This is a genomic window from Caballeronia sp. AZ7_KS35, from assembly GCF_023631045.1.
GTDB classification, from domain to species: domain Bacteria; phylum Pseudomonadota; class Gammaproteobacteria; order Burkholderiales; family Burkholderiaceae; genus Caballeronia; species Caballeronia zhejiangensis.
Map to the genome: position 1 here is coordinate 1 of NZ_JALQDV010000071.1, position 25,924 is coordinate 25,924.

Genomic DNA, 25,924 nt, shown 5'->3' on the forward strand with positions numbered 1-25,924 from the left:
GCGAGCACAATAAACATCCAAAGCCGATCAAGTGGAAGTATGACGATCCTTCACGTCGAATCCGCCAGGTGCCAAATTAATGACGCAGTCGACTAGTACGAACGTGCTCCGCGTCGCGTTTCCGCAGTGGTGCGAGACAACAACCTCTTGGGGCGTTCGATCTCCGAATGATCGACTCGAATATCTCACATAGACGACGCGCCATTGAAGCGGTCCAGCAGGAGCTAAATTAAGAACTTCGGCTTCTCAAGCCCGGAGATTCTCCTCGAGTAAGTCTTCTTCATATCGAATTGACGCATCACGCATCTCTCTCGAAAAATGCGTCGTTACTCGGTCTGCTGAACCCATTGACTCCGCCAAGCCGGCGCTTCAAAGGGATCAGAAAAATATTGTGTTTCGTGGAGAACCTTGCCGTTGCAGAACTCCATAATGCTTACCGTGTAAGCCGCATGCCCGTTATAAGTGATGGAGTATTCCGTGATCCATAGACTGCCCTCGCCTAGGATTCGCCTGACATCGAAACCTGCGGGCTTCCCTGGATGATGACTGCGCAGTGCCTGCAAATTCTTTCGCCCGAGGATTCGTTCACCTGACTGGGGATAGTCACAGATGGCATCGTCGTCGTAGATGTCATGTTCTGTATCGAGATCGCCGGCCGCCGACGCTTGCCAGTGCAGATTCAGGGCTTCACGAATTTTCTCTTCGTCCATGCAGTGCCTCCGGTATCAGTTAGGTTCATCGAGCCCTGATTCGCGGAATAAGCCCAGTGTTGCCCGACCCTCGACAGCTTTGCGATTCCACGCAATTGCTCAATGCCCGCTCGCCGATTCATTCGAAAGCAATGGCCACCGCTTTGCGCGGCGCGAACTCGAACGGCTCGATGCTCGGCTAGTCGGCCGAGGCGTCGAAGACGTCCGGCGTTCGGGGCTCAGCGCCTGGCACTGCGCGGCATCTGGCCGAGCTGGTGAAATACACTCAGCCAGTCCTCGAGATGCCATGTCTTCGCGATGCGGCCGTCGCGCACCTGATGAAACGAATGGATCGCGAAGCGCACCGGCTTGCTGGTCGCGGCGATGCCCATCAGCGGGCCGGACTGCGTCCCGCTCACTTCGGCGCGCACGCCCACCCGGTCGTCCTGCACCAGCATGTCCAGGATCTCAATGCGCAGGTCCGGCAGCGCGGTAGCCATGTCGGCGAAGATAGCGATCATCTGATCGGGGCCCGGCTTCCGGCCGGGCGGCTCGGGAACGTATTCCCAGTCTGGGGTGACGGCCTCGCGCAGCAACGCGATGTCGTGCGCGGCGAACGCGCGGTAAATGCGCTCTACCGCCTCGCGTTCGGTGTTCCCTGCATTCAGTGTCGCCGGCATGGTGCCTCCCGGGGGGACCAGTAGGAGTACTTTAGCGCAATGTGCTCGTGCTGTCCTTTAGCGTTCTCTGCGCGATGTCGTGCCACGCGACATAGGCGTGCGAGGCCGTCTTGAAAGGCGAGCGGCTTCGCGATGTCCACGTGAGCTGCCGTACGCGTCGGCCTGCTGCGTGAAAGCCGCATTGGGTCCGATATGAGCCTTGCGCCGTTTCGCGTCGAACTCACCAACCACCCACACAGTGACCATAATCGCCGCCGGTTTTCGACGCACCGTACGCCCATAGCGGGGCTGAGCGCCAGCCTTCCGAGCAAGTGCCGATGCGACCCGTTCCGAGCCGTCCACAAAGTTTTAGTGCATATTTATCAAGTCCCTTGGGTCGATAGGAGGCGACAAGGGACGTCGGGCGAACCCATCGCATAACGTCGGACCGATTCGCTCCGCCCCGGCCCCCAAAGAAGCAACAACTGTATGACGCGCTAAGCTACCCGCCATCGAGAGCACTGGCGGCATGGGGCAGAAGCGGGGAATGAGCCCGCTGCTTGAGTTGGAATTCTTGAGTCCGAACTCAAACCGCGCTGCACGATTCAGCGGGTGCGCGCCCAATACGCGAGGCCCGCGCACATGATCAGCAGGCTTCCCGTCGCGAAGAACACCGAATGCAACCCGAACCATACGCCAATCTGGCCGCCAATCAGTGGCCCTGTGACCTGCCCGCTAAACTGTGCCGATTGCAGATATCCGAGCAATTGTCCGCTTCGGTTCTCATCGACGGCGCTGCGCGCGAGCTTCGAGATAGACGGCAGCAGACCTGCGAGCGTCATGCCCATCAGCACCCTCAGCGCGGCGAGCTGCCACCACTGATGCACGAACGCTTGCGGGATCATCGCGATGCCAGTCAGCACGAGACATCCGACGATCACGTTCCAGCTTCCGATGCGATCCGCGAGCGCGCCGAGCCGCGCCGCCGTCAGCATGCTGCCAAGCGCGGAACACGCCATCACGACGCCCGCGATGCGCGCCACATGGTCTGCCGTCACGCCCAGACCGCCGATATACACGGTGATGATCGGCTCAATCGACATGTTCGCGAGCAGCACCATCATCGCGGTGGCGAGCAGCGCGGCCACAACGACGTAATTCGTGCGATGCGCCGACTTTGAAGCAGGATCCGCCGCGTGTTTCTTCGCATCGGCGGGATGGAAGTCTTCCTTCACGAGGACGATCGTGAGTAGCGCGGCCCCCGCGATCATTCCCGCGCCCGCGAAAAACGTCCCGCGTATGCCGATCAATCCTGGCAGCATGCCGCCGATGAGCGGCCCGGCGAGATTGCCCGCGAGCGCGCCCGTCGACAGAATGCCGAGCGCTGACCCTGCCCGCTCGCGCGGCGCCTGCGTGCCAATCATCACCGTCGACGCCGACGCGTAGCCGCCGATCAGACCGGCAAGCAGACGCAGCGCGACGAGTTGATGCACCGAATGCGCGACTCCTATCAACGACATCACGATGGCCATGCCGACCGCCGCGCGCACAAGCATCGGCTTGCGGCCGTAGCGATCGGCGAGACGTCCCCAGAGCGGCGCTGTGACGGCGGTGCCAAGAAACGTCGCGCTGAACGCGACGCCCGACCATTCGATCACCGCCGACTGCGAACTCACGCCGAGTTGCCGCACGTAGAGCGGCAGAAACGGCAGCAACATGCTGAGACTCACGAGCGTCGTGAACGAACCGAACACGCAGACTGCGAGATTGCGTCGCCAGTACTGGCCATTGCGTTCTGCATGGCCGAGGGCTCCCGAGGGTTGAACGACCTGGCTCATTTTGACCTCAACGCAGCGAAAAGATCCACGGCTAGGGCAATCGCGAGCGCCGCCGCGCCGATCACGAAAAGCAGGCGGTAATCGCCGCCACTGCTCGAAAACAGAAAGGAAAGACCGTATGCCGCGAGCGCCTGAAGGACCGCAAAGCCCGTCGCCGCGGTGCGCCATGCGCCCCTCTGCGCGGCCGAATGATGCGCGAGCAGCTCATTCACGCGCCCCAGCACGAGCGGCACGATGCCCGGCGTGAATGCACCGACCAGCACGCTCGACACCATCAGCAGGCTCGAACTCGACGACAGCGCGGGCAACGCGACCGCAACCAACTGGAGCAGATATGCGACCCGAAGCGCCGGCCCGAAACCCGCGCGATCCGCCAGATGACCGGCAAGCAGCGGCCCGGCGATCGCACCGAGCCCGTACAGCACCCAGAACTCCGCGCCTGCATCGACACCTTTGCCGAGACCGCGCGCGACGAAATCGACGAGAAAGATCATGTGCGGCACCAGACCGACTGCATTCAACGCGTACTCGACGAACAGCGCGCGCAATGCGGGCGGCGGCGCCTTGACGCTCGCTTGCTGCGCGGCGGGCGCCGGTGCATCCTGCGAGGGCCATCCATTCCACGCGACGATGGTCAGCAGCAACGAGACCACCGCGAGGCCCAGCCACGTCTGCGTCAGACCTTGTCGCAGCAATAACGGCACGATCGTCCCCGACGCCGCGATGCCCAGCCCGACGCCCGTGAAAATCGCCCCGCTCGCAAAGCCGCGACGCGAGGGCGCGACGTGCGCGATGATCGTCGGCGCGGCGAGCACCATCAGCGCGCCGCCAGAAATGCCGGACAGGAACCGCCACACGAAGAACCACAGAAACGACACCGGAAACGCGCACGCGACTAACGCAATGGTCGCGATGACCATCATCGCGCGCAAGACCGTAGCGGCACGCGCATGCCGCGCGAAGAAGCCCGCGGCCAGCGCGCCCGCAAGATAACCGCCGAGATTAGCCGCGCCGAGATAAGCGGCCGTCGACGCGGGAAACCAGTGCGCGCCGATGATCGCTGGCAAGAGCGGCGTATAGGCAAAACGCGCGAGCCCGATGCCGACGAGACTCGCGCTCGCCCCTGCGAGCATGCCGCGCCAGACCTGGAACGGCTCGGGTTCCGATGGGTTCAAGACTGCGTAACGCATACCCCCCTCCATCTTTGCCGGAGACGCGGCGTGCGCGCCTCGATGAAGGCCAGTCTATATTCGATCGCATCGAGAGAGAATCGATGCTGAAGGGAAGACAATCTTCCGCTATTCGATTGAATTGAGTTGCAGTTCCCTGAACCGACGCCGCAGGCGCGGCATAGCGAAATCGACGAACGCGCGTACTTTTGGCACCGACAGCCGTCCGTGCGGCGTCAGCAGATGCGCCGGCAACGGCCCGTGCTCGCTGTCGGACAGCACGATTTGCAACGTCCCGTCCTTTACTTCCTTGGCGACGTGATCGGAAAAGAGCCGTGTGAGGCCATTACCATCGACAGCGGACGCAACCGCCGCGCGCACCGTGTTGACGATGAAACGCGGCGCGAACTGCACGACTTGCGGAATCGTCGAGCCGCCTGCGGTGGGGAAGCTCCATGAATCGAGACCGAAGTGCGTCATCGAAATGATCTGATGCTGCCCAAGATCCGCGGGCTTTTCGATGCGCGGATGCTTCGCGAGATAGCCCGGTGACGCAGCCACGACGCGCCGCACTTCACCGACGGGAATCGCGACGAGCGTCGAGTCCGACAGATGCGCGATGCGCAACGCGACATCGATTCCTTCATCGATTAGGCTCACGGGCCGGTCGAGAAGTTGCAGACGCACCGACACGGCGGGAAAGCGCGCGATGAAGTCGTCGAGCAGCGGACGCAGCATATCTTCGCCCGCGGCGACGGGCGCGGTGATCGTCAGCAGCCCGCGCGGCGCGGCGCGTTCGTGCGCGATCAGCAAATCGGCTTCTTCGAGATCAGTGAGGATGCGGCGGCAAGCAACGGCATAACGTTCGCCGGCTTCGGACAGCTTGATGGTGCGAGTTGTGCGATGAAGCAGCGCCGTGCCCGTATGCGCCTCGAGAAAGGCGATCGCCCGGCTAACGGCTGCAGGCGAGCGGCCGAGACGCCGCCCCGCGCCCGCCAAGCTGCCTTCGTCGAGCGTGGCGATGAACACTTTCATCGCGTCTATTCGGTCCATGTCGGCTCGGCGCTTCGATTGATCGATGAAGCGCCCAGTCTACCGGAGGAAATCGCGCGGATAAAACCCGTCAGACCGTCATGTCACGTTGATGTTGCTCTTCGGCGCCTTCGACGATGGGGAGCCGTGACCTCGCGCGTTGCCGATAATACGGATGACTACCTTGTATCTCAATCGGAAAGTCTTGTCGGCGTGCACCGTGTTAGATTTGTCACAGTTGCGCCAATGACCTCGTCAACTCGCGGTCGGAAGTCATGCCGGTGGCCGCTCAGCTTTGCAGAGGCAAGGGCTTGCCGGAGCGAAATGCAAGCGAAGGGAACTTCTGCGTCGTTGGGCGGCAGCCAGCACACCAGGTCCCAGTGCGGCCTTGATCGGCCATTCTTCGAGAGACCTGGCGCCGTTTGAATGGCCGCTCCACTGAAAATTCCGCTCATCTGGGGATGCTCGCCGCGTTACGGCACCGCCTTGTCTGGGCTGGCTTGCCTTCGGCTGGCCTCAGTAGCGCCAGAAAATCGCAATTGCTATCCCGCCGAACAGCAGCCACTTCACGATGTAGTAGACGATCCGGTTCCATGCCTTCAGACGCTTGCCGACGAGCCGGATCGAATACAGATATTTGAACGCGCGATTCAGACCGCCGGTACGGTCACCCATCTCGTTCGGTGAGGTAGCCGCGCGCATCAGGAAGCCGCCTACCGCGTGGTTGAACGCCTGCGCCCATCGGTATTTCATCGGCCGCTCGATGTCACAGAGTAGGATGATGCGGTCCTTGTCCGTTTTGTTTTCGGCCCAGTGCAGATAGGTTTCGTCGAAAACGACTTCCTCGCCGTCGCGCCACGAATAGCGCTGGCCGTCGACGATGATCGCGCAGTTGTCGTCGTTCGGCGTCACGAGTCCCAGGTGATAGCGCAGCGATCCCGCGTATGGATCGCGGTGCAGCGTGAGCACGCCGCCGGGCGGCAGCATGGCGAACATCGCCGCCTTTAGCATCAGAGAATCACTTGTCCATTGCTAGGGCGTCCACGAAGGACCGCATACCTTTGTTCGAAACATCTTTCCTTATAGTCCAGACACAGGCGAAAGCGTCGACGTAGCGGTCACCTTCCTCGATCCCGGCGCCTCAATGCCCTCAAATTAGCAGGCGCGCCTAGAGGTGGACCAATCACTCCAGGGCAGCGCGCTGCATTGGTGCGACAGTTCAAGCGCTGCCTTCACTCGTTTCCTGCGATCGGCGAAGTCGTAAAATTGTCTGTCGTGATGTGTTCAAGGCGCGGGCAACTTCCGAGACCGTGCTTCCTGCTGCCAACGCTGCGAGCGCCTCACGCTGTAATTCCGCGCTCAGCGAACAGGGGCGCCCTAGTTTCGCTCCAAGGTCACTCAACCGCCGAGAGGCGTCTCTCGCTCGTATTGTTCGGATCTTTCGATCCGTGTCTGCAACCAAAATGAGCGCGGCGATTAACGTTTCGTGTCGAACGATCGTCCATCCTGCAACTGTCCGGCTAAGGCAGGCAACCGCCGCGCCTTTTTCCGCGATCGTCCGTAAGGTAGCGAGAACATCGGAGTAGCCGTTGCCAAGGGACGCCAGATCGAAAACGACAACCATGTCGTTCGGCCATAGTCGATCAATGACACATCGCAAGGTCGGCCTTTCGCGCGCTGGGGTCGTCACTGACGAAGCGCCCACGAATACATCATCGCAAACTTCGAGGTCGACAGCGCGTAGGGCTTGGGCCGCATACTCGTGGCCGACACTTCCCTCATTCCGGAACACAACGATCATGTCATTGTTGATCAAAGACGCAGCACAATCTCAGTCGGGCCCGTCGGCCCGCGACCGCTCCCGCACGACGCCATCAGCGGCAGGAAGAAGCCGCACTTGCATGTCAGGACCTAACGACCGCGCTAAGGCGAGCGCCTCCTGCTCCGTATGCGCCGTCGTGATACGGACCCCCACGGGCGACGGAAATTCGACCTGCCAGCCGCCACCGGTGCGCGGTCGGACAATTATTTCGGCTTCGTCAGCGCCCTCTCGCGTCAGCATTCGAACTCCCGCCGATGTAATTCCGTTAAAAACATTTTAGTACGTTTCCGGAAGGCGTCTAATACGGACGCCCCGTGTTTCGGCCGTTACGTCAAAAATGTGCCTTTGGTCAACGTATGCGGTTCGCAATGAAAACTCGACCTTCGCCATGATTGCGACGATCGCAGCGCATCAAGCAGCGCCGAACGGTAACCCTGATCTTCACTTTTTTACTTTCGACGTGGACGGAGGTGGAATCTTGCGTTCGCATCAAGTGTCGGTGCGCACCGCTCGAGTTCTCGCCCGCGAACTTGCCAGCCGCACGGCGCTTGACGAACTGATGCGGGCGATCGTCACGGCCGAGCCAAAGACGTACGATGCGCTGGTCGGTCGCCAGTTCAAGGATCTCTGATGAGAGAGAGCAAATTCAGCCTGATTCTTCAAGCGTGCTTTTCCCCAATTCGTGGGATGCGGCCACTCGGTGGACCGAAATGTTGACTCTCTTCGGTTCGCTCCGTTTCAGTAGCCGATTTTCGGAGCTCCGTAGTTAGGCGGCATCGATCGAACTTGTCCAGCAGGGGAACTCGCTCCCCGGTATTGCTACGTAGAGATGAACCTCGCCAAACGTCCGCACGGGGCCGACGAGCGCGCACCAATGCGGCGGTTTTTTAAAGACTACCCGTCATTCGAACGACCACCGTATGGCCGATGCCAATGGCCGGAATTGGCCGTTTGTTCGCGTTGGGACGCATCGCTCCAGCTCACGTTGAGGACTTGAAGATCCGCTTCGGAGACCGTTCATCGAGCTGGCGCTCTCGGCCACAAACCGACGTTCGACGTGTGAGGCGGGATTGCTGACAATTCGGCCAGCCCGAGGGAGAATCGACGGCCTCGTGCGTAAGTGCCGGTCGGCGCGTTGCACCGTTCTTCCTTCCACGGTAGGGATCAAGATTGTCTTTGCTTAACTTTGTGTCGCTTCCCTTCACGCTACTCAATCGCGGTCAACTTGGCGGCGCAGGCGTGCTTTTCTTCTTCTACGCGGTCGTCATTGCCTGCATCGCCAGAACATTGTTCGAGATTGCCAATTTTGCTGGCGTGAAAGCACAGACGGGAAGCGCAACGGTCATAGCTAAGCGAACTGTGCCGGCGCATTGGGAGTGGCAATCTCGTGGACGATTTTTAACGCGTGCCTATGTGGAGGAATACGAGGTCTTGGATTTAATTATCAATGGTCGGACAGCGAAGTATCGACCGATTCCGTGGATCATGGAGCGCACAACTACGAACTCGACGGAGCCAGTTCAGTTCAAAGCTGCGCGATTCAATAACAAATTGCAGATCATAAAGTTCAAGTACCTTTAGCGCTCTGCGGGCCGTTGGCCGGCCGGATCAACCGTCTTCGAACGGCTGCTCTTGAGAGAGCCGAAAGTCCGCTCCGGGTCGGCAACAGCCGGTGGCGGCTCGACACATCGGCGTCTGCGCGGCTACGTGGCGGAACGCAGATAGGCGTCCAGTATCTCCAAATGCATTTCGCAGATTTTCTGCCGATCAGACCGGTGCGCATAATCGCGACCGGTGAACGTGTTGATCGTGAAGCGGTTCGAAGCGATGTAGTAGCCCATCCCAACTAGCGTGACATAAAAGTCCAACGGGTCGATTCCGCTACGAAACTGCCCTGCATCGGCTCCGCGCGCAAGAATCGACCTGACGACATCAACCACTGGCGAAATTGTCTCGCTAAGTTTTTGTGAAGTCTTCAGGTACCGGCCCTGATGCAGGTTCTCGTTGTTGATCAAGCCAAGCCATTCAGGGTTGTCCCAAAAGTGCGCCCAGATCGACCTGGCGAGCGTTGCCATCGCCTCGCGAGGTGGCAGGCCGCTTAGGTCGAGCTCGCTCTCTTTCTTCGCATAATCCGCGTACATGGACTCCAATACGGCGACGTAGAGAAGCTCCATACTGCCGAAGTAGTAGTACAGCATTCGTTCGTTCGTACCCGCGACCTGGGCAATTGCGTCGGTCCGCGCGCCGGCTAGAATGCGGCGGCGGGTCCCCTCGGGGTCACGCTTGATTACTGGCTTCGGCGGTTTGCTGTCCATTTTTTGTCGGTAAAGTTTGCGGCGGCATATGGCTGCTCGACAGCATTATGAACGCCACATCGCACCCTAGATCGGTTTGCCGCCTTGCCTTGACTTCGCTGGCCGCTCCGTAGGCTCGGTAGTGAGGCGTGACGATAGTGTCGCGGCAGCTAACGGAGCGAGCATGGCGTATCTAGGTCAATTCAGAGACATCGTCTACGCGAATGAGAAACGAGAGCCTCGCGTCGCAACTTACCGCTTGGTGCTACTTGAAGAAGAGCCTACAGCTGCTGTTGTGATCCATCTGCATCGTAAGCACCACGCAGGAGGCGTGCGCCTCGCGAGAGAAAAAGAACTCGACGTCGTCATCGGACGCATTGTCGGCCAAGAGCTTCGTGGCATTCGCGTGGACCGCACGCGCGTAGTGGTGGAAACAGACCGGGGATTCACCGAATACTCGCTCGACTTCAACGCGGCTGACCTGCCGTCCAGTCGACCATCTGGCGAACCTTGGAAACCGCCGGTCGTCGCCGTAGAGTCGCGTGACATCGTCGGCGGCAGCCTGCCCGTTTTCGTAGACCTGGCAAGTGCGCGCCCCGTCGACGCGGGGCTGTTGCAGGTGCTCAAACGCCGGTCCTGATGAAGGCTTTTTCGGCAAACCCTTAAGAATCTCGCCGGTTTGGCCGCTATGACGTCTTCTACCGCCGAAATTATTTTAGGAGAGAGGATCTGCTGTGCCGCCGAGATGTATACAAGCAGGAAACGAGATAAGCCTCGCGCTTTTGGACATTGAATTTGACGTATTCGAGCAGTACAAGACGAAAGAAGACCGCATTCAGGCACGTCGCGACGTCCATGAGCACGTGCGGCAAAAGTACGGCTTGGCGAGCGCTCGCGAAGCCGTTCGCTGTCGGGAGATTAGCGCGTTGGTCGCGAACCGACCCGCGATGATCCATCTCTTCGACTATGACGAACTGAAGGCGATGGTGATGCTCAGGGTGAAGCCGACACTCGTTGACCAGTTCATCGCAGCAAAACGAAGGGCGTCGTCGTTTGGCTTACCGGATATTCTTGGGTTGGCTCTCCATGCGAAAGAGCGTCACGATTGGGGCTGGGACTAGGAGCGTCGATGCAACGATATGCGGTCGGAGAATGGGAATCGCTGTGGGCCAGTGACCCCTACATGAAGCACCGGTTCGTGCTCGATCTTGAGTCGCGCACCGTAATAGCCGGCGAAGACCGCGTCCGACGTCACTGGTTGTCGATGCGTCTTGAGCACGTCTCCTATATGCAGCAACTTCTCGATGAAACGTTCGATTCGATATGGGACGAGCCAGAAGAATTCTGGCTTTGTTTGTCAGGACTGGATTCCATCATGGGCGACAAAAGCGTGGCCGTGGCCCCTACTGCCCGAGGTCCAGGACGTCGAGAAGATGCTGGACAGTTCAGACCTGCCCGTCGAGCGCGACGAGCACGGCTGCATCATCTTTCCGCCGCGCTTCATCGCCGACGGACGCAAGTAGCAACAGCGAGCGTGGCGGCCGCGCCGGCACCGGTCGGTCGAACTTGGGGCAAACTGCTTCTTTTCGTTGGAAGAGCGATCGGTGGCCAAGGCATACAAACCCACGGCGGAACAGGAAGCCGTCGTCGAAGCCGCAAAAGGTGGTGGCGATCTGAAGGTCAAAGCGTATGCGGGCGCAGGCAAGACTTCGACGCTTCGGCTCGTCGCCCAGCAGCTCACTGGCCAGCGCGGTAGCTATCTGGCGTTCAATAAGGAGATCGCGGACTCGGCGCGCCGCGGCTTTCCGGCGAACGTCTCAGCCCGCACCGTCCATTCGCTCGCCTACGCTAGCACCCCCGCGAGGCTGACCGCGCGCATCAATCGGCCGTCCGAGCCGCCGCACGAACTGGCCGCGCGATATGGGTTCGGTCCTATCGAGGTGCCGACCATCACGGGAAAGAATGCGGAAGTCGCGCCCTTCGAGATCGGCCGGATGATTGCTGACGCTCTCGGCCGCTTTTGTCGGTCCGCTGACGATACGCCACAGCCCTTCCACATACCGGTCGATGAAAAGATCCGCGACGACGCGGCCGACTGGCTGCGCGAGCAGCTCGCGCCCAGCGTTGGGCGGTTGTGGGCGGAAAGCATCAACCCGCGTGGGCTGAAGGCGATACAGCCAGACGTTTCTCTGAAGGTGTGGGGCCAGTCCAATCCGCGCATCGACGCCGACTTCATCTTGTTCGACGAAGCCCAGGATAGCGACGGCATCATGCTATCCGTCCTCTCTAAGCAACGGCACGCGCAGACGATCTATGTGGGCGACCCATACCAGCAGATCTACGAGTGGCGCGGCGCAGTCAACGCGATGGCGCAGATCGCTGCGTCAGAGCGGCAGCTGACCGAATCGTTCCGCTTTGGGCCGACCTTCGCAGGACTCGCGAGTTGCGTGCTTGCGCTACTTGGAGAGAGCACACCGATCCGAGGCCAGCCGACCATCGGCTCGATCATGGTCGAAGATCCGTCAGTGCAGCCGCCCGTGGACGCAGTGCTTTGCCGGAAGAACGCGACGGCAATCTGGCAGTTCGCGGCGGGCATTGAGATGGGGCACCGACCGGCGCTTCGCATGAACCCCAGCGAGATCATTGCCTTTGCGGACGGCGCCGATCAGTTGCTCAACGGAAGGCGAGCTTTCCGGCCAACAGCCCTATCGCTCTTCGAAAACTGGAAAGAAGCGCAGGCTTTCGCGCGCAGCGCAGTCGGACGCGACTTGCTGCCTGTCGTTGAGATCATCGACGATCGCGGCACGGATTACTTGCGCGCGCTCGCTCAACGTCAGACGCCCGAAGGCCAAGCTGACTATGTCATCTCGACCATCCATCGGGCGAAAGGACTGGAATGGAAGCGGGTGCGGATCGTCAACGACTTCCGCTTCAAGATGGTCGATGGGCGGCTGACGTTGGACGAGGACGAGATGCGGCTGCTGTATGTGGCGCTCACGCGCGCGCAACACGTGCTCGACATCTCCGATGTTCGCGACGAGTTGCTTCGGCTTTTCAACGTGCCGAAGACGACTCGCGGATAACGGGTCAGGCCGCGTGTCGCCGTAAAGCGGCACGGGCTCGAACCGACTTCGCTGCGGCCCGGATCTAGCTGCGCGAACGTGCGGGGCGCTTCATTTGAAGGAGCTCCATCACCTCCTCTCGATCACCGGTCGACGAAATGGGAATCGTGAGCCACTTTCCGTCTGGATGTGTCGGCGCGTCGTCATAGAGCTTGAGCAACTGTGTGCTCCAGAAGTAACGGCGCTCCTCAAACTTGTCTCGCTCAGCTCGCCCGAGGACAACCAAGACCGAAAGCTGCCCATACCCCGGCAGTAAGGTACAGAACGCCTTCGTCCTCCTGTAGCGCAGTGACCACCTGCTGTCGCTTCGGCCACCCCGGGCGTGCTCACAAAGAATGTGAGAGTGATCAAATAGGTCACGGCCGACATCGCCGCTCCTAACGCGGAGAAAAGCGGCCAAAACGCTCCAACGATCAGCGCGCCAGCCGTTGACAGTTCGACGACCCCTATTACATAGCTCGCACCTCGAACTCTGAATAGGGCATGCAGCCAACTCATAATTGGGCTATTGGCGATAAATGGAGCGATCCCGTTCGCTTCGTAAGCGGTAAACTTCATCCCGCCAAACCAAATAAAAACAAGGACAAGCGCCCATCTCAATAGGCTTAAACCATAATCCGTGCCGACCCCCTTCTCTGCTATCCGAAACTGATATCGATCTCGCTGGATGCTCATTTTGCTGCTCCATGTGAATGTTTATGGGACCGAGAGACAACTTATCGCCGCAAAATTTCCGCTCTTAGGGTAACGACTTTCGATACTGAATAAAGCCTGAACGATCACCGATTTCGTCGTAGAGGCGCCTGGCGGCGTAATTCGTCTTGTGCGTCAGCCAAGACACGCGAGATGTTCCGCGCCGTTTCGCGTCGGCATAAACATGTTCGATTAGGGCACGGCCTATACCGCCGCCGCGTGCATCGGGTGCAACGAATAAATCTTGAAGATAGCAATAGTCGTCGAGTGTCCAGGTGGACCGATGGTAGACCCAATGAACAAGCCCGAATGCATGGCCGCCCAATATTGCAATTGCTGCATTTTGCCGAAAACGCTGCATTTAGGTTGACTCTCTGATGTCAGCGATCATTTTTCAATCTGTCCAAGACCGTACTTCTCATAGTAGATAGCTGCGATCTCCTCCTGGGTGCGAGGGGGATCGGCATAAACATGCGCCGGAGACAGCAGTGGCGTAATGGAAATAGCCTCTATTTTCACGACGTGATTCACGGGATACTCATGGCCGTTGGGCGCCTTCACCCACTCGGCAATGGCCATGTACTCTGGATTGTCTGCCGAGAGTATCAGCGCCCGGCCTTTGAAGCGATAATCGCGCCTTTGGAAGATGTCGACCACGTTGATCTCGACGGCGGGATTCCGTTTCATGTTTCGGATCGTCCTGGGCGATGCGATATCGGCAAAATAGAGCGTTCCGTTTCGCACGATCAACGAAGCTTTTGGCGAGAGGTTGGGCGTTCCGTCTTCGTTCACCGTTGCGACAAACGACAGTATCGCCTTTCTGATGATCGACTCTGCGTCGGCTCTAATGGCAGTCATGGGATGACCTCCGTTGTAGATGGACGGCTCAGCCTTGGCCCTATCGGCCGGGTTACCGTCGCACGCTTTGTCTGCTAGCTATCTGACCGGCGTGGTCAATGCCTGCTCGCTGGTGTCCACGACGAACACGGCAAGTAACTTGGCTGGTTTGGTCCTCGCATTCCGACTGATCGAATGGACTGCGCCCGGCGGTTCCGACCAGCTTTCTCCCGCCCGATAGGTACGCGTCTCACCGTCGTTCACCTTTGACTCGATCGCACCGTCGATCACATAGGCGTAAATGAAGGCCGATTTTGCGTGTGTATGAGGGCGAGAGGCCGCCCCCGGCGCGTATTCCACTACAACGGCGACTAGTGACTTTCCCGGAATATTGGGAACGGCCGCTTTGAAATTCTCAGTGACGGTTTCCTTTCCGTCGACATGAGCAGAAGCGGGGCTCGTCATTGCAACTGCGGTCCCTAGCCAAGCCGCGATGAGAATGCTTTTGATGTTCACGGGCTTCTCCTTTTTGGATTCCGATGCGTCCTGTGTCATCGTTCGCGAGCGGCCCTGTGCTTCACAACGCGGCCACGTTCAAACCGCGCTGCACCGCTGGCCGAGCGAGACCTTGGTCCAACCAACGCTGCACGTGCGTGAATCGATCGAAGCCGACGAGTTCCCGGGCTTCATAGAAGCCAATTAGGTTGCGCACCCAGCCAAGCAGTGAGATGTCGGCGATACTGTATTCGGGGCCCATTACCCATGCCCGCTCTGAGAGGCGTTTGTTGAGGACACCGAGCAGACGCGCCGATTCAGCCGCGTATCGGTCGCGCGGGCGCTTATCTTCGTAGGCCTTGCCGGCAAACTTGTTGAAGAATCCGACCTGACCGAACATCGGCCCTACACCACCCATTTGCCACATCACCCACTGAATCGTTTCGTAGCGAGAAGCCGAATCAGCGGACAGAAGTTGCCCGGTCTTTTCGGCAAGGTAGAGCAGGATGGCACCGGACTCGAACAACGCGAGCGGCCGGCCACCAGGGCCGTTGGGATCGATGATCGCCGGAATCTTGCCATTGGGATTGAGTGCAAGGAATGCAGGATCGTGATTCTCGTTAGCCAGGATGTCGATGCGATGTGCTTCATAGGCAAGCCCCGTCTCCTCTAGCATGATTCCGACTTTTACGCCGTTGGGCGTGGGTAAGGAGAAGAGTTGCAACCGATCGGGGTACGTCGCCGGCCACCGCGCGAAAACAGGATGATGAGTTTTCATTTGCTTCTCTTACGCACGAACCGTTACTATCGTTTTGCCGCTGATCCGACGATTGCCGTTGAAGGTGGCGACGGCATCCTCGAGGGTCGTGACCTGACCGATGTTTGTTCTTAGTCGACCGTCTCTTACTCGCTGGACGATCTCGTTCAACTGGTATTGATCCGACTCAACAACGAAGTCAACCGCGACGCCATTGTTTGGGGGGGCCTCGATCGGCCCGACGACGGAGACGAGCGTCCCTCCAGCTCGCACAAGGCTCGCGGAGCGCTTCCCGATGTCACCGCCAATGACATCGAAAACCAAATCAACCTCACCAACGTCCTCCAGCCTGTCATTGGCAAGGTCCACGAACTCGTGCGCGCCAAACTCAAGTGACTTTTCGCGATCAGCGGCACGGCCAGTACCGATGACAAAAGCGCCCGCTTCCCCGAGCGAGTTGTGTGACCATCGTCCCAACCGCCCCTGCCGCGCCATGGGCCAGCACGCGTTGTCCGGCCCGCAGCCGCCCGTGCACGAACAGCCCCTGCCATGCCGTAAGTCCGGAAATGGGGAGGCTGGCGCCAACGGTAAAGTCGACGTCGCCGGGTAGCGGCGCGAGGTTGCGTGCCTCGATTGCGACATACTCGGCGAGTGTGCCGTCCCGGTACCAATCGGTGAGACCAAACACCCGCTGCTCCAGCGATAGGCCCGTGGTCCCATAGCCGATTTCTGTCACGACCCCGGCCAATTCGTGGCCGGGGATAGACGGGGTCCGGTTGATCCCGAGACGATCGGCCCACGTCGAGGGCCACGTCAGTTCGGTCCCGACGAAGCCCGATGCGCGTACCTGAACAACCACATCGTTAATTGCCGGCTGGGGCTGAGGCCGCTCAGCGAGCCTCATCCCAGGAATGCCCGCAGCTTGATCCGTCACAACGACCGCCTTCATGCCAAGCTCCTCTCCAAATGCGAACCGTCCTAGATCGCGCCAGCGGGCGCGACAGGGGGAAAGTCCTTCTCGGGATCGAACACGTTATTGAAGAAGTTTGTCAGGGAATACATAGCCACGAGCGCAACGATCTCCATCAAATTCGCGTCTGTGTAGCCCGCATCGCGGACCGCCTTCAGATCGTCGTCGCTGACGTGACCTCTGCTCTCAATGACCTTGCGCGCAAAATGGACGGCGGCGTCCCGCTTCAGGTCGGCGGCATGCCCTTTTCGAGCGAGCACGATCTCCTCGGACGGCAACTTCGCCATATGTTCGGCCGTGAAGCTATGAACGCTCAGGCAATAGTTGCGGCCGTTCACCTCCGAGACCGCCAGGCCGATGCTGTCGCGCGTCTTGACATCGAGCACCTTGCTCAGCGAGCCCAACAAAGTTGCCCAAGCGTTGAACGTGACTGGACTTTGGGCGAAGCTCGCCATCATATTCGGGGTGAACCCAATGTTCTTCGTGAACGCGTCGAGCGTCGGCTTCGATGCATCGGGTACTTCATTGGCACGCAATATAGTAGTCCTTGACATGATGCACTCCATGTTAGCTGGTTGTACGACAATGAGTCGTCGGAAAAATGTCCTTCGATTAGTTCTTCACCGCGGACCGCTCGAACGCGCCGCGTACGTAATACAGGCTTACTGTGTGGCGTAATCGCTTCATTGTGGGCTTGTCCATCGGCGACGTGAGGGGCACCGCGCGTCTATACGAGGTCCAACACCTCGTCCACCGGGCGACGAGGCTTCTGCGCCCAGTTCCCTGCTCGTTCCGGTCCCACAGCCAGCAACAGCACCGGTACTTCGTCCTGCGCAAGTCCGAACTCCCGGTGCACCGCGTCTGCATCGAACCCGATCATCGGCGTTGAGCCGAGCCCCATTGAGCGTGCCGCGTAGATGATTGCCGACGCGCCAAACGTGGCGGTTCGTACAGCCTCGTCGCGCCGACGCTGCGGATAAGCCATGTAAAGTTCGCGCGCGGGGTTCTCCCAATCCGACACCATCGCCGCGGGCATGACCCCTGCCTTCACAAGGGGGTCCAGACGCTCAGGGATGACACTGGTGTCGACGAGCTGGCCGACCACGATAAAAGTGACCGCGGCATCGGTTACTGCGGGCTGGCTCCATGCGATCGGGCTGAGCCGGGCTTTCGCTTCCGGCGTGCGCACCGCGATGAAGCGCCAATTTTGCAAGTGAAAGGAAGTCGGCGCACTTGTACCAATCCGCAGAGTGCCCGCATTCAGACTTGCTTGCGCGTCCAACACTGCGGCTAACGACGCGGGCACAAGATGGCCCAACGCGGCGTAGGTGTTCGAAACACGGCCACCAGAAACTTTCTTTACGCGCGCATAGACGTCAGCAGTTGCGCCCGTGGCGGTGTCAATGGCAGGAATGGCTATTCGGCTCATCGTGCGTGGCTGTCATCAGGTGGTTCGGAGCCTCTACTCTAGGCCTTCGAATGCAGAATCTCGAGACGTGTTTTACTCAAAAACGTATCCAAAAGGATCAAGCCAACGCGTGACGCTCTTGCCCCCTTCGCGTCTATTGGCTCGCGCGTGCGAGGCGGCGCCAGTGTCCTGGAGTCATGCCGATTCGCTCCGCGAAGAGACGTCGGAAAGACGAGACTGATTGATATCCCACCGACTCTGCGACGGCTTCCGTCGAGATCGCCGGCTTCTTGAGTTCGTTAGCCGCCAGGCCCATGCGTACATCAGTTAGAAAATCGATGGCCGAGCGCCCAAGTGTCTCCTGAAAGTGCCGCATGAACGTCGCGCGCGACATGCTGCACAACGCGGCAAGGTCGGGCAAAGTCCAAGGGCGTGCGGGCTCAGTCAACATCGCGGAGATAGCTGGGGCGAGCCGTGGATGGCCGGCGAGCGCCAACAGCCCCGTCGGTGCTCGGTCCGACTTGCTCGCCTCACGCAAGACGAGCGTAAAGAGTGCGCAACTGAGCGCGTTCAGCATGGCGTATGCGCCCACGTCCTCGCAGCTACGCTCGTCGCGCATAAGCTCGACGAAGTGCGCAAGGCGGCTTCGAGTCGGCGAACTGCCCGGCACTTCATCCATTGCCCGCACCACGAGATTGATAGGCAAGTAATTGCGCACCAGCCGATCATGAGGTGGTCCGATAAAGAACCGCCCGCACAGCATGTCCAAAGCTTCGCCGTTGGCGTCGTTCTCGCTGTATATCAGTCCGGAGGCGCCTTCCCTTTCTCGCGTGGGTCCGGGCGTCTGCCCACTGCCGTCATGTAGTACGTGCGCCGACCCGTGCGGCAGCAGAACGATATCGCCGGCCTCGAGCTCCATAGTCGTGCCTGCACCGTGGTCCTCGATGATGGCGCGGCCCTTCAGGACGACGTGATAGGGGATCTCGGCCGCCGCGCACTGCGCCCACGCGACACGCCAGGGCGCGCCATAGGCACACCGCACCTCCGGACGGCCGGTGACGGTGATCATTTGCAGCAGGCGACTCAGCCAGTCGACGTGCGACATAGGACTCCGTCAGGACGTTGAGATCAAGAACATTCGAGAACCCATCGGGCTTCTGTGCCACCACAGGTGCAGACGGAGCTGTCCGCCCGCCGTATTGCTGGCAGAAAAATGCGGGTTTTAGCGTCCGGCGCTTTGCCCGCCATCAACATGGAGAATCTCGCCGGTGATGAACGGTGCTGCATCCAGAAAGAGAACCGCCTCAGCGATATCGTTCATCTCGCCTATGTGGCCAAGCGGATTCAAGTCTCCAAGCACAGCATGCGCCTCCGCCGCGTGCATGGGTGACCTGATGATTCCGGGCGCAACGGCGTTGACCCGAATCCCTTTCCTCGCGTACTCGATCGCAAGAGACTTCGTCGCAGCATTTATTCCGCCCTTCGTCAGAGCCGCTAGTGCCGAGTAGACGCCGCTGTACGCTGTGTCAGCGATGCTTGCCGTGACGCTCACGACGTGGCCGCTCGACTGCTGCTGCATCTGAGCAATGGCAAGCTGCGTGATGTGAAAAAACCCCGCGACGTTTGCGTTCACTACGGCGTTGTAACCGGACGTTGAATGTTCGGTGAACGGCCTTCCGATGTAGATCCCGGCGTTGTTCACAAGCGTATCGATTCGGCCGAACCGTGCGACGCCTTCAGAAACAACCCGTTGCGCGGTCGCAGGGCAACCGATGTCGCCAGCTACCGTTAGCACGTCCGGATCATCCGAGGGCTTAATCGAGCGCGAAGTCGCGACAATGGCATAACCGAGCTTGCGGAACGCAAGAACGATCGCCGCCCCGATTCCTTGCGACGCGCCGGTAACGATGACAACCTTTGCTGGGGTGCTCATACTTGAGTAATTCCTACGATGTTGAATTCTCGAAAACGCTGGACACCGCGGAAGCTAAAATCATCCGATTGCGAATGATCGGTAACTGCGAGCCGTATGCGCGTGGACGAAACACCGTATCCCCACGGCGAATGCGCGCACCGGAAAGCGCACAGATTGCATCAGTGCGGGCTGAACACATGCCCCATAACGGGTTTGCGTAGTGACCAAAACACGGGTCGCTCCAGCGTACGCTGATGGTTGAGGACGACAGCTTTTCGACGATCGATAGGTGCAACGGCGGGCGTTCGTCATCCATAAGCCGGGTAGCGCTCATATCAAGGTTTGCCGTTTGCGGCCTACCGTCACTGACTTGCCGACATGCCAACGCGGTCACGCAGGAGGCCAACCATCGTCGGTTCGATGGTAGCGATCAGCGAACTACGCAACTGTGCCGCGCGCGCGTCGTCGAGAAAGGCCGTGCCCTCGAACGGCAGGTAGTAGACGGTCTGTATGCCGATGCAGTTCAGTACGGCAGACAAATAGGGCGTAAGGAAGTCCGGCTGATTGGATCCTTCGGCCATAAACACACCGCCCGAAGCTATGCCGACGAAAACCGGACGGTCCCGCAGCAGCCCAACTTTGCCAGCAGGGGTCGACCTCATCGTGCGACCGACACGAAGAATCTGATCGATCCACGCCTTAAGGACGGATGGAACCGTGAAGTTATTCATCGGCGTTCCATTTACGATAAGGTCGGCGTTCTCGACCTCTTCGATGAGTTGTTCGGCGAGACGGAGAGCGTCGGCGCAGCGGCCTTCAGCGGCCAACGATGCGGGCGTAGCGAGCGTCGCGGCATAGGCTGCGTCGGAATGAGGTATCGGTTCGAATCCCAAATCCCTGCGCCGTATTTGCGCTTCCGGGATGAACTCAAGAAGCTTGGAGACGATGCCCGCCGATAGTCGTCGACTGCACGATTCCGGTCGAGGGCTGCAATCGATGTGCAGTATTTCCATACCTATCTCTCGGTGCGCTTCAGCGTCAATAGCGGTGTGAATGCGTGAGGACGAACGACTGGCACGTCAAACTGCGCCTGGACATAGGCGCGGCAGGAATAGCACGGCCGGCGATAAGCCAATTCATATTCGGCAATCTGCGTCTTGAACTCACATTTTGCGTCGCTTGGGTGCGAGAATTCTGTACCAAGGACGGTGCGAACAAAAGCACCAAGACAATCTATTTTGTGTGTACCAAGACCGTGGACCCAGACTTTCGCATCGAACTCGACCGAGCAGCCAAGCTGCCGCTGGCAGAACAAATTCGCCGAAGCATTACAAAGGCCATAGAGTCAGGCATTCTTGCGCCGGGCACACGGCTACCGTCGTGGCAGGATCTAGCCGCACAACTCGGTGTGGCACGCGGCACCGTTCAGGCGGCATATGAACGGTTGTCGGATAGCCAGATGATTGAGACATTTGGCGCAGGAGGCACTCGCGTCGCGCCTCGACCGTACCTAGTAACAGCGCAGCCGAAAGCGCCCCTGCTCGGTCCGTTCATAAAGTCTTACGGGGAGATGATGGCTGGGCCGTCGATCTTCCAACTCGGGGTGCCGGCATTCGAAGGCCTTCCGGAAAAGCTGTTTTCGCGGGCGCGTTCCTCGAATGTGCTGAAAACGGAATGTCGCCTATCGTCGCTGTTGTATCCGGACCCGCGAGGTGAGCTCGAGCTGCGAAGGGAGATTGCCGGCAACCTGTCGATCGCCAGAAACTTCCACTGCCACCCCGATCAAGTGTTTGTCACTTCCGGTTACACCGCGGGCTTGGGTCTCGCCCTGCGTGTGCTCGGTCTGGACGGAAAGAAAGTCTGGATGGAAGAGCCTGGCTTCCGGGTTACGCGCAAAGGGTTGGAGCTGGCTCGAATGAATATCGTGCCGGTACCAGTGGACGGGGAGGGCCTCAACGTCGACTATGGCATAGAAAAGGCGGCAGACGCGGCCTTAGCTGTTCTGACTCCCGGTCAGCAGGCGCCTCTAGGTTCGACGTTGTCATTGAGACGACGCCTGCAGGTCCTCGATTGGGCAGCCCAGAGCGGTGCATGGATCATTGAAGACGACTACTTAGGCGAGTTACAACTGCAAGGACGACCGGCGCCGGCACTTGCATCGCTAGGCGAAGGTGGGCGAGTAATCCACATCGGTTCGTTTAGCAAGACTATTAGCCCGGCGCTGCGACTGGGCTTCGTCGTAGCGCCAATGGAATTGGCCAACGCGTTCGCCGAGGGTACCGCAACGCTCGCTCCAGCGCCCTCACCCGTGGTTCAACTGGCCACGGCGCAGTTCATCCGCGATGGGCACTTCGTGAGGCGTTTGCGTCGGCTCAAGCGCCTATACTCCGCCCAGCGCGATGGACTGGGTAAGCAACTGCGGATGCGCGACGCACAGTGGGTGAATGCGGGCCTCGCAGTACTTCTTCGGCTTCCCGACGAGGCATCCGACGTGCGTGTAGTTCAGGAAGCGAAGACCATTGGCATTGCGCCCTCGCCTTTGTCCCTGTGGTTCGCGGATGCGTCGTGGCGCTTGAACGGTCTATTGCTCGGCGTTGCTACTGCACCCGAACAATACGTCGCCCAATCCTGCCAGCAGCTGTTCGAGATCATTGACCGCCAAAGCACATGAGTGTCTTACGTGGCGCTCCCGAGCGCACAACACGTACTAGACATCTTGGAGGTTCGCGACGACCTGCGTCGGCGTTACGTGCCTAGCCGCTCGCGGGATAAGAGCTTAGGCCGCTTTCGCCTGCAACGCGGCGTCACGCTCGAGCGCCGCTTTTGCAGCCGCCTTCATCTTGCCTGCTCGCGACGGCGGCTGGCAGATGCCACACACCATCGGATGCGACGGCTCGTGGGCGTGCGCGACGAACTTGCCGCGGCAACGCGTGCAGCCCGCGAGACGGAGGATCCCGGCGTCTTTGAAACGGATGAAGGTCCAGGCGCGCGTCAGGTCCATCTGCAAGGGCTCGCCGATCATGTCGAAGTGTTCGGCATAAAGCGAGTACGCGCGAGTCAGCAGATCCACTCGGTCCAAGCCTTCGCTATTTGCTTCGAGGAAGGCGTAGACGTTCGCGAATATCGACGTGTGGATGTTCGGCGCCCACGTCAGATACCAGTCCTCCGAGAACGGCAGCATGCCCTTGGGCGGCGATGCGCCCTTCACTTCTCGATACAGGCGAATGAGCCGTTCACGCGAAATCGTCGGAATTTCCGACTCCAGCACTTGCATGCGCGCGCCGAGCTTGATCAGCGTGATGGCGCGCATGACTTGTGCAGCTTCGTCAGCGAGGCTCTTTGAAGGCGTGGTCGTGGTCATCATCAGGCCGCCAAGAGGACGTCGTTAGCGACGGGCGACGCCACAACGTCGTGGCTGCGACCGGCGAGGCCCGCGAGCATCGCATCCGTGCTCATGCGGAAGAAGCACAGCACTTGCGACGACGATGCGAGTTTCAGCGTCTGTTCGGGCGAAAGCTTCAGAAGCATGTCCGCCATATCCACCGAGAGACCCAAGTGCGACTGGGCCGCTTCCCGGTCCGATGCCAGAACGCGTTGCGCGAGCGTGAGGTACGACATGTTCAGTTCGCGGATAGCACTGAGATCGGAGGTGGTGTTCATGGCGGCAGACCAGTGAGTAATTTCGACTTGCTCGTCGCGCTGTCAATCAAGGCGCAAACGAATTGTCTGATCACAAAAGCCGCTTTGCAACAATTAGTTACACAGGGTAAACGTTTGCGACAGACAGTCAGCCTTTTGGCAATCGTTAGCGAGGAATAAGATTCTTCTCATTTACCATGCCTGCACGACGAAATATTCTTCGTTCGGAGGGTCTGCGCGCCCTTTGCCGCACTGCTCGCACTTACGCAAGCACAGTCGCCTTCGGCGCGGACGGAAACCTGCGTCGCCGAATCTGAGTAACTCATACCGATTCGATAATTAAGACTGACGTTTTACTGCGACAAGCTTACTCGCGCTGAGAAAGTTGTTGCACTTCTCCGGCATACCAAACCGCTGTCCTTCCGGTAGACTACTGTACAAACATACAGCATGGGGTTCGACATGGGAGCGTTAGCCCTCGAAGACATTCATCCAAGTTTGTGTCGAGGTTCGCAACTGGCCTCTGCTCGCGTGAACGTCGTGCCGTGTGGATCCGAGACGCTTGCCGCAGAGCTGCCGGGGGGTGGCTGGCCCAAGGGCGCGCTGACCGACCTGCTGGTGCAGCAGCCGGCAGCCGGGCGTGGGTGAAATGCGATTGCTGCTGCCGGCGCTAAAGGCGGTCGCGCAACGGCGCATTGCTTTTCTGCAGCCGCCTCACCGCTTTCAACCCGAAGCGGCGGCGTATTGGGGTCTGCCTGAGACGTCGATCAACGTCGTGCGCGCTCAGAAGACCGCCGATGCGCTGTGGGCGGGTGAGCAGATACTGCGAGCGGGGACGTTCGGCGCACTGATCTTCTGGCAAACGCATGTGCGACCGGAAGCGCTACGCCGCCTGCACCTTGCCGCGCAGACGAGCGAATCGCTGTTCTTCATGGTCCGGCCGCTCGCTGCTGCGAGTGATACGTCGCCTGCCCCGCTTCGCAGCGCTGTGCGCCCTGCGCGCGACAGCGTTTCATTGGAGTTCGTCAAGTGCCGCGGCCCCGCGCGTGATGAGCCGCTTGTCGTTGGACTGACCCATTCGCCTATCCTGTTGAATCGCCATGCAAGTGTGGATCGGCGTGTATCTGCCGCACCTCAGCCGAGAAGTCTTCCAGCCGAACTGGTCGTCCACGAGTGAGGCGGGCTTGGGGTCGGGCATGGGCTTGGTCGTGCTCGATCACGAGCGTGTCGTCGCGCTCGATAAGGCAGCGCACGACGCAGGCGTTCGCGTAGGCATGCGCAAAGGCGGCGTTCTCACGCTCGCGCCCGATGCGCGCATTCACGACAAAGACGAACTGAAGGAGCAGCAGGCGGTCGCGGACGTGGCCACCGCCCTCATGCAGTTCAGTCCGCAAGTGTCGATCGCTGAGGAGCAGACGGTTCTGGTCGACGTCTCCGCGAGCTTGCGGCTCTTTGGTGGCGTGCGAGCACTGCGCCGCGCGATCCGCGCGTCGCTCGCCGCGTTCGGCTTCACGGTCCGGATGAGCGTCGCGCCCACCGGCCGAAGCGCATGGCTCATGGCCCGCTATCGCGGCGGCCGCCGTCTCTCCATCCGCTCGCTGATGCGTCAATTGCCGCGCTTGCCCGCCTTGCTGGTGTTGGAAGCGCGACGCTATGCCGACTGGTTCGATGGTCTCGGATGCACGAGCGTCGCGGACCTGCGGCGCTTGCCGCGCGTCGGTCTCAAGAAACGCTGCGGTACCGCGCTGCTGGATACGCTCGATCGCGCCGTGGGCGAGGCGCCCGAACTCTATGAATGGGTCCAGACGCCGCCGTCCTTCAACGCACGAATCGAGTTACCGGATCGCGTCGAGCATGCGGAAGCTGTGCTCTTTGTCGCGCGGCGGCTCATCGTGCAGTTGACCGGTTGGCTCGCCAGCAAGCAATTGGCGCTCACGCGCTTCTCGATCGAACTCGAACATGAGCGCGGGCGCGCGGCGTTGCCGCCAACGAAGATTGAGGTCGCGCTCGCGGAACCCACGTGGCACGAGGAACACCTCACGCGCTTGCTGAAAGAGCGGCTTGGACGCGTCGAGCTGGCGGCCGCGGTCATCGCCGTGCGCCTCGAAGTCAATGACGTCGAAGCGGCCGAGCCGCCGTCGGACACGATGTTTCCCGAGCCAGGCGGCAGCGCGGCCGACCATAATCGGTTGATGGAACCACTCGTCGCGCGGCTTGGCCATGAGAACGTCTTGCGCGCGGCACCTGTGGCCGACCATCGACCCGAGATCGTATCGAACTGGGTGCCGGTCGCAAGCGACGTCAAAGGCTGTCCGCTGCCCGGCGATCAGCCGCGGCCTTCATGGCTGCTTGAAACGCCCATCCAGTTGATGACGCGCCAGCACCGGCCGTTCTACGGCAGTCCGTTGCGAACGGTATCGCCCGGTGAGCGCGTCGAAGCTGGATGGTGGGGCGGCGAGCTCGTCACGCGCGATTACTTTGTCGCGGAAGCCGACGACCACACTTGCTACTGGATCTACCGTGAGCGGGTCGGCAGCCGCGCCGAAGAAGATCCACGATGGTTCCTGCACGGCCTGTTCGGGTGA

At 60.1% G+C, this 25,924-nt stretch carries 28 protein-coding genes and 5 pseudogenes; 9 read left to right on the top strand and 24 right to left on the bottom strand.

Annotated features, from left to right (window positions below; genetic code table 11):
• Window positions 1–326: 326 nt before the first annotated feature.
• The 7 genes and pseudogenes from NCT05_RS35345 to NCT05_RS37135 form a co-directional block, all read right to left on the bottom strand.
• On the bottom strand, window positions 327–710 hold the full coding sequence (locus NCT05_RS35345) for a nuclear transport factor 2-like protein (protein ID WP_061121030.1): 384 nt from the start codon (window positions 708–710) through the stop codon (window positions 327–329).
• Between the two features lie 218 nt (window positions 711–928).
• Window positions 929–1,369 (bottom strand): ester cyclase, encoded by a 441-nt coding sequence (locus NCT05_RS35350; protein WP_244808497.1) that lies wholly within the window; start codon window positions 1,367–1,369, stop codon window positions 929–931.
• A 584-nt stretch (window positions 1,370–1,953) separates the two neighbouring features.
• Window positions 1,954–3,186, bottom strand: a complete 1,233-nt coding sequence (locus NCT05_RS35355; protein ID WP_250504544.1) for an MFS transporter — start codon at window positions 3,184–3,186, stop codon at window positions 1,954–1,956.
• Window positions 3,183–4,376, bottom strand: coding sequence for a YbfB/YjiJ family MFS transporter (locus NCT05_RS35360; RefSeq protein WP_250504545.1), 1,194 nt, complete (start codon window positions 4,374–4,376; stop codon window positions 3,183–3,185). Before NCT05_RS35360 ends, NCT05_RS35355 begins: the two co-directional genes overlap by 4 nt.
• A gap of 108 nt (window positions 4,377–4,484) precedes the next feature.
• On the bottom strand, window positions 4,485–5,408 hold the full coding sequence (locus NCT05_RS35365; RefSeq protein WP_250504546.1) for a LysR family transcriptional regulator: 924 nt from the start codon (window positions 5,406–5,408) through the stop codon (window positions 4,485–4,487).
• Window positions 5,409–5,903: 495 nt separating this feature from the next.
• Window positions 5,904–6,395 (bottom strand): annotated as a pseudogene (locus NCT05_RS35370) (aspartyl/asparaginyl beta-hydroxylase domain-containing protein); the annotation flags it as partial.
• A gap of 211 nt (window positions 6,396–6,606) precedes the next feature.
• Window positions 6,607–7,188, bottom strand: a complete 582-nt coding sequence (locus NCT05_RS37135; protein ID WP_350030119.1) for a helix-turn-helix domain-containing protein — start codon at window positions 7,186–7,188, stop codon at window positions 6,607–6,609.
• Between the two features lie 409 nt (window positions 7,189–7,597).
• On the opposite strand from NCT05_RS37135, the gene NCT05_RS35375 reads away from it, so the two are divergent.
• Together NCT05_RS35375 and NCT05_RS35380 are read left to right on the top strand one after the other, a co-directional pair.
• Window positions 7,598–7,840, top strand: coding sequence for a hypothetical protein (locus NCT05_RS35375; protein ID WP_250504547.1), 243 nt, complete (start codon window positions 7,598–7,600; stop codon window positions 7,838–7,840).
• Between the two features lie 539 nt (window positions 7,841–8,379).
• A complete protein-coding gene (locus NCT05_RS35380) occupies window positions 8,380–8,790 on the top strand; it encodes a hypothetical protein (protein WP_250504548.1) in 411 nt (136 codons plus the stop codon).
• Between the two features lie 122 nt (window positions 8,791–8,912).
• Here the strand turns inward: NCT05_RS35380 and NCT05_RS35385 are convergent, their stop codons facing one another.
• Window positions 8,913–9,524, bottom strand: a complete 612-nt coding sequence (locus NCT05_RS35385; protein ID WP_250504549.1) for a TetR/AcrR family transcriptional regulator — start codon at window positions 9,522–9,524, stop codon at window positions 8,913–8,915.
• Between the two features lie 163 nt (window positions 9,525–9,687).
• Here NCT05_RS35385 and NCT05_RS35390 point away from each other — a divergent pair, with 163 nt between their 5' ends.
• The 4 genes from NCT05_RS35390 to NCT05_RS35405 all read left to right on the top strand — a co-directional run bounded on the left by NCT05_RS35390 (window position 9,688) and on the right by NCT05_RS35405 (window position 12,586).
• Window positions 9,688–10,143 carry a hypothetical protein gene (locus NCT05_RS35390; RefSeq protein WP_250504550.1) on the top strand — a complete coding sequence of 152 codons (456 nt, stop codon included), beginning with the start codon at window positions 9,688–9,690 and terminating at the stop codon, window positions 10,141–10,143.
• Between the two features lie 142 nt (window positions 10,144–10,285).
• The gene (locus NCT05_RS35395; protein ID WP_250504551.1) at window positions 10,286–10,624 is read left to right on the top strand and encodes a hypothetical protein; all 339 of its coding nucleotides are present in this window, start codon (window positions 10,286–10,288) and stop codon (window positions 10,622–10,624) included.
• Between the two features lie 183 nt (window positions 10,625–10,807).
• Entirely contained in the window at window positions 10,808–11,026 is a 219-nt protein-coding gene (locus NCT05_RS35400; RefSeq protein ID WP_250504552.1) for a hypothetical protein, read from the top strand.
• Window positions 11,027–11,107: 81 nt separating this feature from the next.
• A complete protein-coding gene (locus NCT05_RS35405) occupies window positions 11,108–12,586 on the top strand; it encodes a 3'-5' exonuclease (RefSeq protein WP_250504553.1) in 1,479 nt (492 codons plus the stop codon).
• Between the two features lie 64 nt (window positions 12,587–12,650).
• Here the strand turns inward: NCT05_RS35405 and NCT05_RS35410 are convergent.
• The 14 genes and pseudogenes from NCT05_RS35410 to NCT05_RS35475 form a co-directional block, all read right to left on the bottom strand.
• A pseudogene (locus tag NCT05_RS35410) lies at window positions 12,651–12,920 on the bottom strand (DUF3788 family protein); the annotation flags it as partial.
• Window positions 12,917–13,300, bottom strand: a pseudogene (locus tag NCT05_RS35415) (YkgB family protein); the annotation flags it as partial. The pseudogenes NCT05_RS35410 and NCT05_RS35415, both read right to left, overlap by 4 nt.
• 64 nt (window positions 13,301–13,364) lie before the next feature.
• A pseudogene (locus NCT05_RS35420) lies at window positions 13,365–13,661 on the bottom strand (GNAT family N-acetyltransferase); the annotation flags it as partial.
• Window positions 13,662–13,705: 44 nt separating this feature from the next.
• Window positions 13,706–14,176, bottom strand: coding sequence for a pyridoxamine 5'-phosphate oxidase family protein (locus tag NCT05_RS35425; protein WP_250504554.1), 471 nt, complete (start codon window positions 14,174–14,176; stop codon window positions 13,706–13,708).
• A 78-nt stretch (window positions 14,177–14,254) separates the two neighbouring features.
• Entirely contained in the window at window positions 14,255–14,620 is a 366-nt protein-coding gene (locus NCT05_RS35430) for a cupin domain-containing protein (protein WP_250504644.1), read from the bottom strand.
• A 112-nt stretch (window positions 14,621–14,732) separates the two neighbouring features.
• Entirely contained in the window at window positions 14,733–15,428 is a 696-nt protein-coding gene (locus NCT05_RS35435; protein WP_250504555.1) for a glutathione S-transferase N-terminal domain-containing protein, read from the bottom strand.
• 9 nt (window positions 15,429–15,437) lie between these two features.
• Window positions 15,438–15,776 carry a zinc-binding dehydrogenase gene (locus NCT05_RS35440; protein WP_350030115.1) on the bottom strand — a complete coding sequence of 113 codons (339 nt, stop codon included), beginning with the start codon at window positions 15,774–15,776 and terminating at the stop codon, window positions 15,438–15,440.
• A 37-nt stretch (window positions 15,777–15,813) separates the two neighbouring features.
• Window positions 15,814–16,356 carry an NADP-dependent oxidoreductase gene (locus NCT05_RS35445; protein WP_250504557.1) on the bottom strand — a complete coding sequence of 181 codons (543 nt, stop codon included), beginning with the start codon at window positions 16,354–16,356 and terminating at the stop codon, window positions 15,814–15,816.
• Between the two features lie 29 nt (window positions 16,357–16,385).
• Window positions 16,386–16,931, bottom strand: a complete 546-nt coding sequence (locus NCT05_RS35450; RefSeq protein ID WP_250504558.1) for a carboxymuconolactone decarboxylase family protein — start codon at window positions 16,929–16,931, stop codon at window positions 16,386–16,388.
• Window positions 16,932–17,104: 173 nt separating this feature from the next.
• Window positions 17,105–17,806: a nitroreductase family protein gene (locus NCT05_RS35455; RefSeq protein WP_250504559.1), complete on the bottom strand. Its 702-nt coding sequence runs from the start codon at window positions 17,804–17,806 to the stop codon at window positions 17,105–17,107.
• A gap of 133 nt (window positions 17,807–17,939) precedes the next feature.
• Window positions 17,940–18,890, bottom strand: a complete 951-nt coding sequence (locus NCT05_RS35460; protein WP_250504560.1) for a cupin domain-containing protein — start codon at window positions 18,888–18,890, stop codon at window positions 17,940–17,942.
• Window positions 18,891–19,007: 117 nt separating this feature from the next.
• Window positions 19,008–19,718: an SDR family NAD(P)-dependent oxidoreductase gene (locus tag NCT05_RS35465; protein ID WP_250504561.1), complete on the bottom strand. Its 711-nt coding sequence runs from the start codon at window positions 19,716–19,718 to the stop codon at window positions 19,008–19,010.
• Between the two features lie 13 nt (window positions 19,719–19,731).
• Window positions 19,732–20,034 (bottom strand): DUF3331 domain-containing protein, encoded by a 303-nt coding sequence (locus NCT05_RS35470; RefSeq protein WP_350030116.1) that lies wholly within the window; start codon window positions 20,032–20,034, stop codon window positions 19,732–19,734.
• A gap of 28 nt (window positions 20,035–20,062) precedes the next feature.
• Window positions 20,063–20,713 carry an FMN-dependent NADH-azoreductase gene (locus NCT05_RS35475; RefSeq protein WP_250504562.1) on the bottom strand — a complete coding sequence of 217 codons (651 nt, stop codon included), beginning with the start codon at window positions 20,711–20,713 and terminating at the stop codon, window positions 20,063–20,065.
• Window positions 20,714–20,757: 44 nt separating this feature from the next.
• Between NCT05_RS35475 and pdxR the strand changes: the two genes are divergently transcribed.
• Window positions 20,758–22,371 carry a MocR-like pyridoxine biosynthesis transcription factor PdxR gene (pdxR, locus tag NCT05_RS35480; RefSeq protein ID WP_250504563.1) on the top strand — a complete coding sequence of 538 codons (1,614 nt, stop codon included), beginning with the start codon at window positions 20,758–20,760 and terminating at the stop codon, window positions 22,369–22,371.
• 105 nt (window positions 22,372–22,476) lie between these two features.
• Here the strand turns inward: pdxR and flhC are convergent, their stop codons facing one another.
• Together flhC and NCT05_RS35490 are read right to left on the bottom strand one after the other, a co-directional pair.
• Entirely contained in the window at window positions 22,477–23,061 is a 585-nt protein-coding gene (gene flhC / locus NCT05_RS35485; RefSeq protein WP_250504646.1) for a flagellar transcriptional regulator FlhC, read from the bottom strand.
• A gap of 2 nt (window positions 23,062–23,063) precedes the next feature.
• Window positions 23,064–23,360, bottom strand: coding sequence for a flagellar transcriptional regulator FlhD (locus NCT05_RS35490; protein ID WP_250504564.1), 297 nt, complete (start codon window positions 23,358–23,360; stop codon window positions 23,064–23,066).
• Between the two features lie 441 nt (window positions 23,361–23,801).
• On the opposite strand from NCT05_RS35490, the pseudogene imuA reads away from it, so the two are divergent.
• Window positions 23,802–24,516, top strand: a pseudogene (gene imuA / locus NCT05_RS35495) (translesion DNA synthesis-associated protein ImuA).
• Window positions 24,440–25,924 carry a Y-family DNA polymerase gene (locus NCT05_RS35500; protein ID WP_250504565.1) on the top strand — a complete coding sequence of 495 codons (1,485 nt, stop codon included), beginning with the start codon at window positions 24,440–24,442 and terminating at the stop codon, window positions 25,922–25,924. Before imuA ends, NCT05_RS35500 begins: the two are co-directional and overlap by 77 nt.

What these genes read in the sequence shown, in the direction of transcription:
- NCT05_RS35345 (WP_061121030.1), bottom strand. Translation starts at nt 710, where the DNA reads ATGGACGAAGAGAAAATTCGTGAAGCCCTGAATCTGCACTGGCAAGCG.
- NCT05_RS35350 (WP_244808497.1), bottom strand. Translation starts at nt 1,369, where the DNA reads ATGCCGGCGACACTGAATGCAGGGAACACCGAACGCGAGGCGGTAGAG.
- NCT05_RS35355 (WP_250504544.1), bottom strand. Translation starts at nt 3,186, where the DNA reads ATGAGCCAGGTCGTTCAACCCTCGGGAGCCCTCGGCCATGCAGAACGC.
- NCT05_RS35360 (WP_250504545.1), bottom strand. Translation starts at nt 4,376, where the DNA reads ATGCGTTACGCAGTCTTGAACCCATCGGAACCCGAGCCGTTCCAGGTC.
- NCT05_RS35365 (WP_250504546.1), bottom strand. Translation starts at nt 5,408, where the DNA reads ATGGACCGAATAGACGCGATGAAAGTGTTCATCGCCACGCTCGACGAA.
- NCT05_RS37135 (WP_350030119.1), bottom strand. Translation starts at nt 7,188, where the DNA reads ATGATCGTTGTGTTCCGGAATGAGGGAAGTGTCGGCCACGAGTATGCG.
- NCT05_RS35375 (WP_250504547.1), top strand. Translation starts at nt 7,598, where the DNA reads ATGATTGCGACGATCGCAGCGCATCAAGCAGCGCCGAACGGTAACCCT.
- NCT05_RS35385 (WP_250504549.1), bottom strand. Translation starts at nt 9,524, where the DNA reads ATGGACAGCAAACCGCCGAAGCCAGTAATCAAGCGTGACCCCGAGGGG.
- NCT05_RS35390 (WP_250504550.1), top strand. Translation starts at nt 9,688, where the DNA reads ATGGCGTATCTAGGTCAATTCAGAGACATCGTCTACGCGAATGAGAAA.
- NCT05_RS35400 (WP_250504552.1), top strand. Translation starts at nt 10,808, where the DNA reads ATGAAACGTTCGATTCGATATGGGACGAGCCAGAAGAATTCTGGCTTT.
- NCT05_RS35425 (WP_250504554.1), bottom strand. Translation starts at nt 14,176, where the DNA reads ATGACTGCCATTAGAGCCGACGCAGAGTCGATCATCAGAAAGGCGATA.
- NCT05_RS35430 (WP_250504644.1), bottom strand. Translation starts at nt 14,620, where the DNA reads ATGACGAGCCCCGCTTCTGCTCATGTCGACGGAAAGGAAACCGTCACT.
- NCT05_RS35435 (WP_250504555.1), bottom strand. Translation starts at nt 15,428, where the DNA reads ATGAAAACTCATCATCCTGTTTTCGCGCGGTGGCCGGCGACGTACCCC.
- NCT05_RS35445 (WP_250504557.1), bottom strand. Translation starts at nt 16,356, where the DNA reads ATGAAGGCGGTCGTTGTGACGGATCAAGCTGCGGGCATTCCTGGGATG.
- NCT05_RS35450 (WP_250504558.1), bottom strand. Translation starts at nt 16,931, where the DNA reads ATGTCAAGGACTACTATATTGCGTGCCAATGAAGTACCCGATGCATCG.
- NCT05_RS35455 (WP_250504559.1), bottom strand. Translation starts at nt 17,806, where the DNA reads ATGAGCCGAATAGCCATTCCTGCCATTGACACCGCCACGGGCGCAACT.
- NCT05_RS35460 (WP_250504560.1), bottom strand. Translation starts at nt 18,890, where the DNA reads ATGTCGCACGTCGACTGGCTGAGTCGCCTGCTGCAAATGATCACCGTC.
- NCT05_RS35465 (WP_250504561.1), bottom strand. Translation starts at nt 19,718, where the DNA reads ATGAGCACCCCAGCAAAGGTTGTCATCGTTACCGGCGCGTCGCAAGGA.
- NCT05_RS35470 (WP_350030116.1), bottom strand. Translation starts at nt 20,034, where the DNA reads ATGAGCGCTACCCGGCTTATGGATGACGAACGCCCGCCGTTGCACCTA.
- NCT05_RS35475 (WP_250504562.1), bottom strand. Translation starts at nt 20,713, where the DNA reads ATGGAAATACTGCACATCGATTGCAGCCCTCGACCGGAATCGTGCAGT.
- flhC (WP_250504646.1), bottom strand. Translation starts at nt 23,061, where the DNA reads ATGACCACGACCACGCCTTCAAAGAGCCTCGCTGACGAAGCTGCACAA.
- NCT05_RS35490 (WP_250504564.1), bottom strand. Translation starts at nt 23,360, where the DNA reads ATGAACACCACCTCCGATCTCAGTGCTATCCGCGAACTGAACATGTCG.
- NCT05_RS35500 (WP_250504565.1), top strand. Translation starts at nt 24,440, where the DNA reads ATGCAAGTGTGGATCGGCGTGTATCTGCCGCACCTCAGCCGAGAAGTC.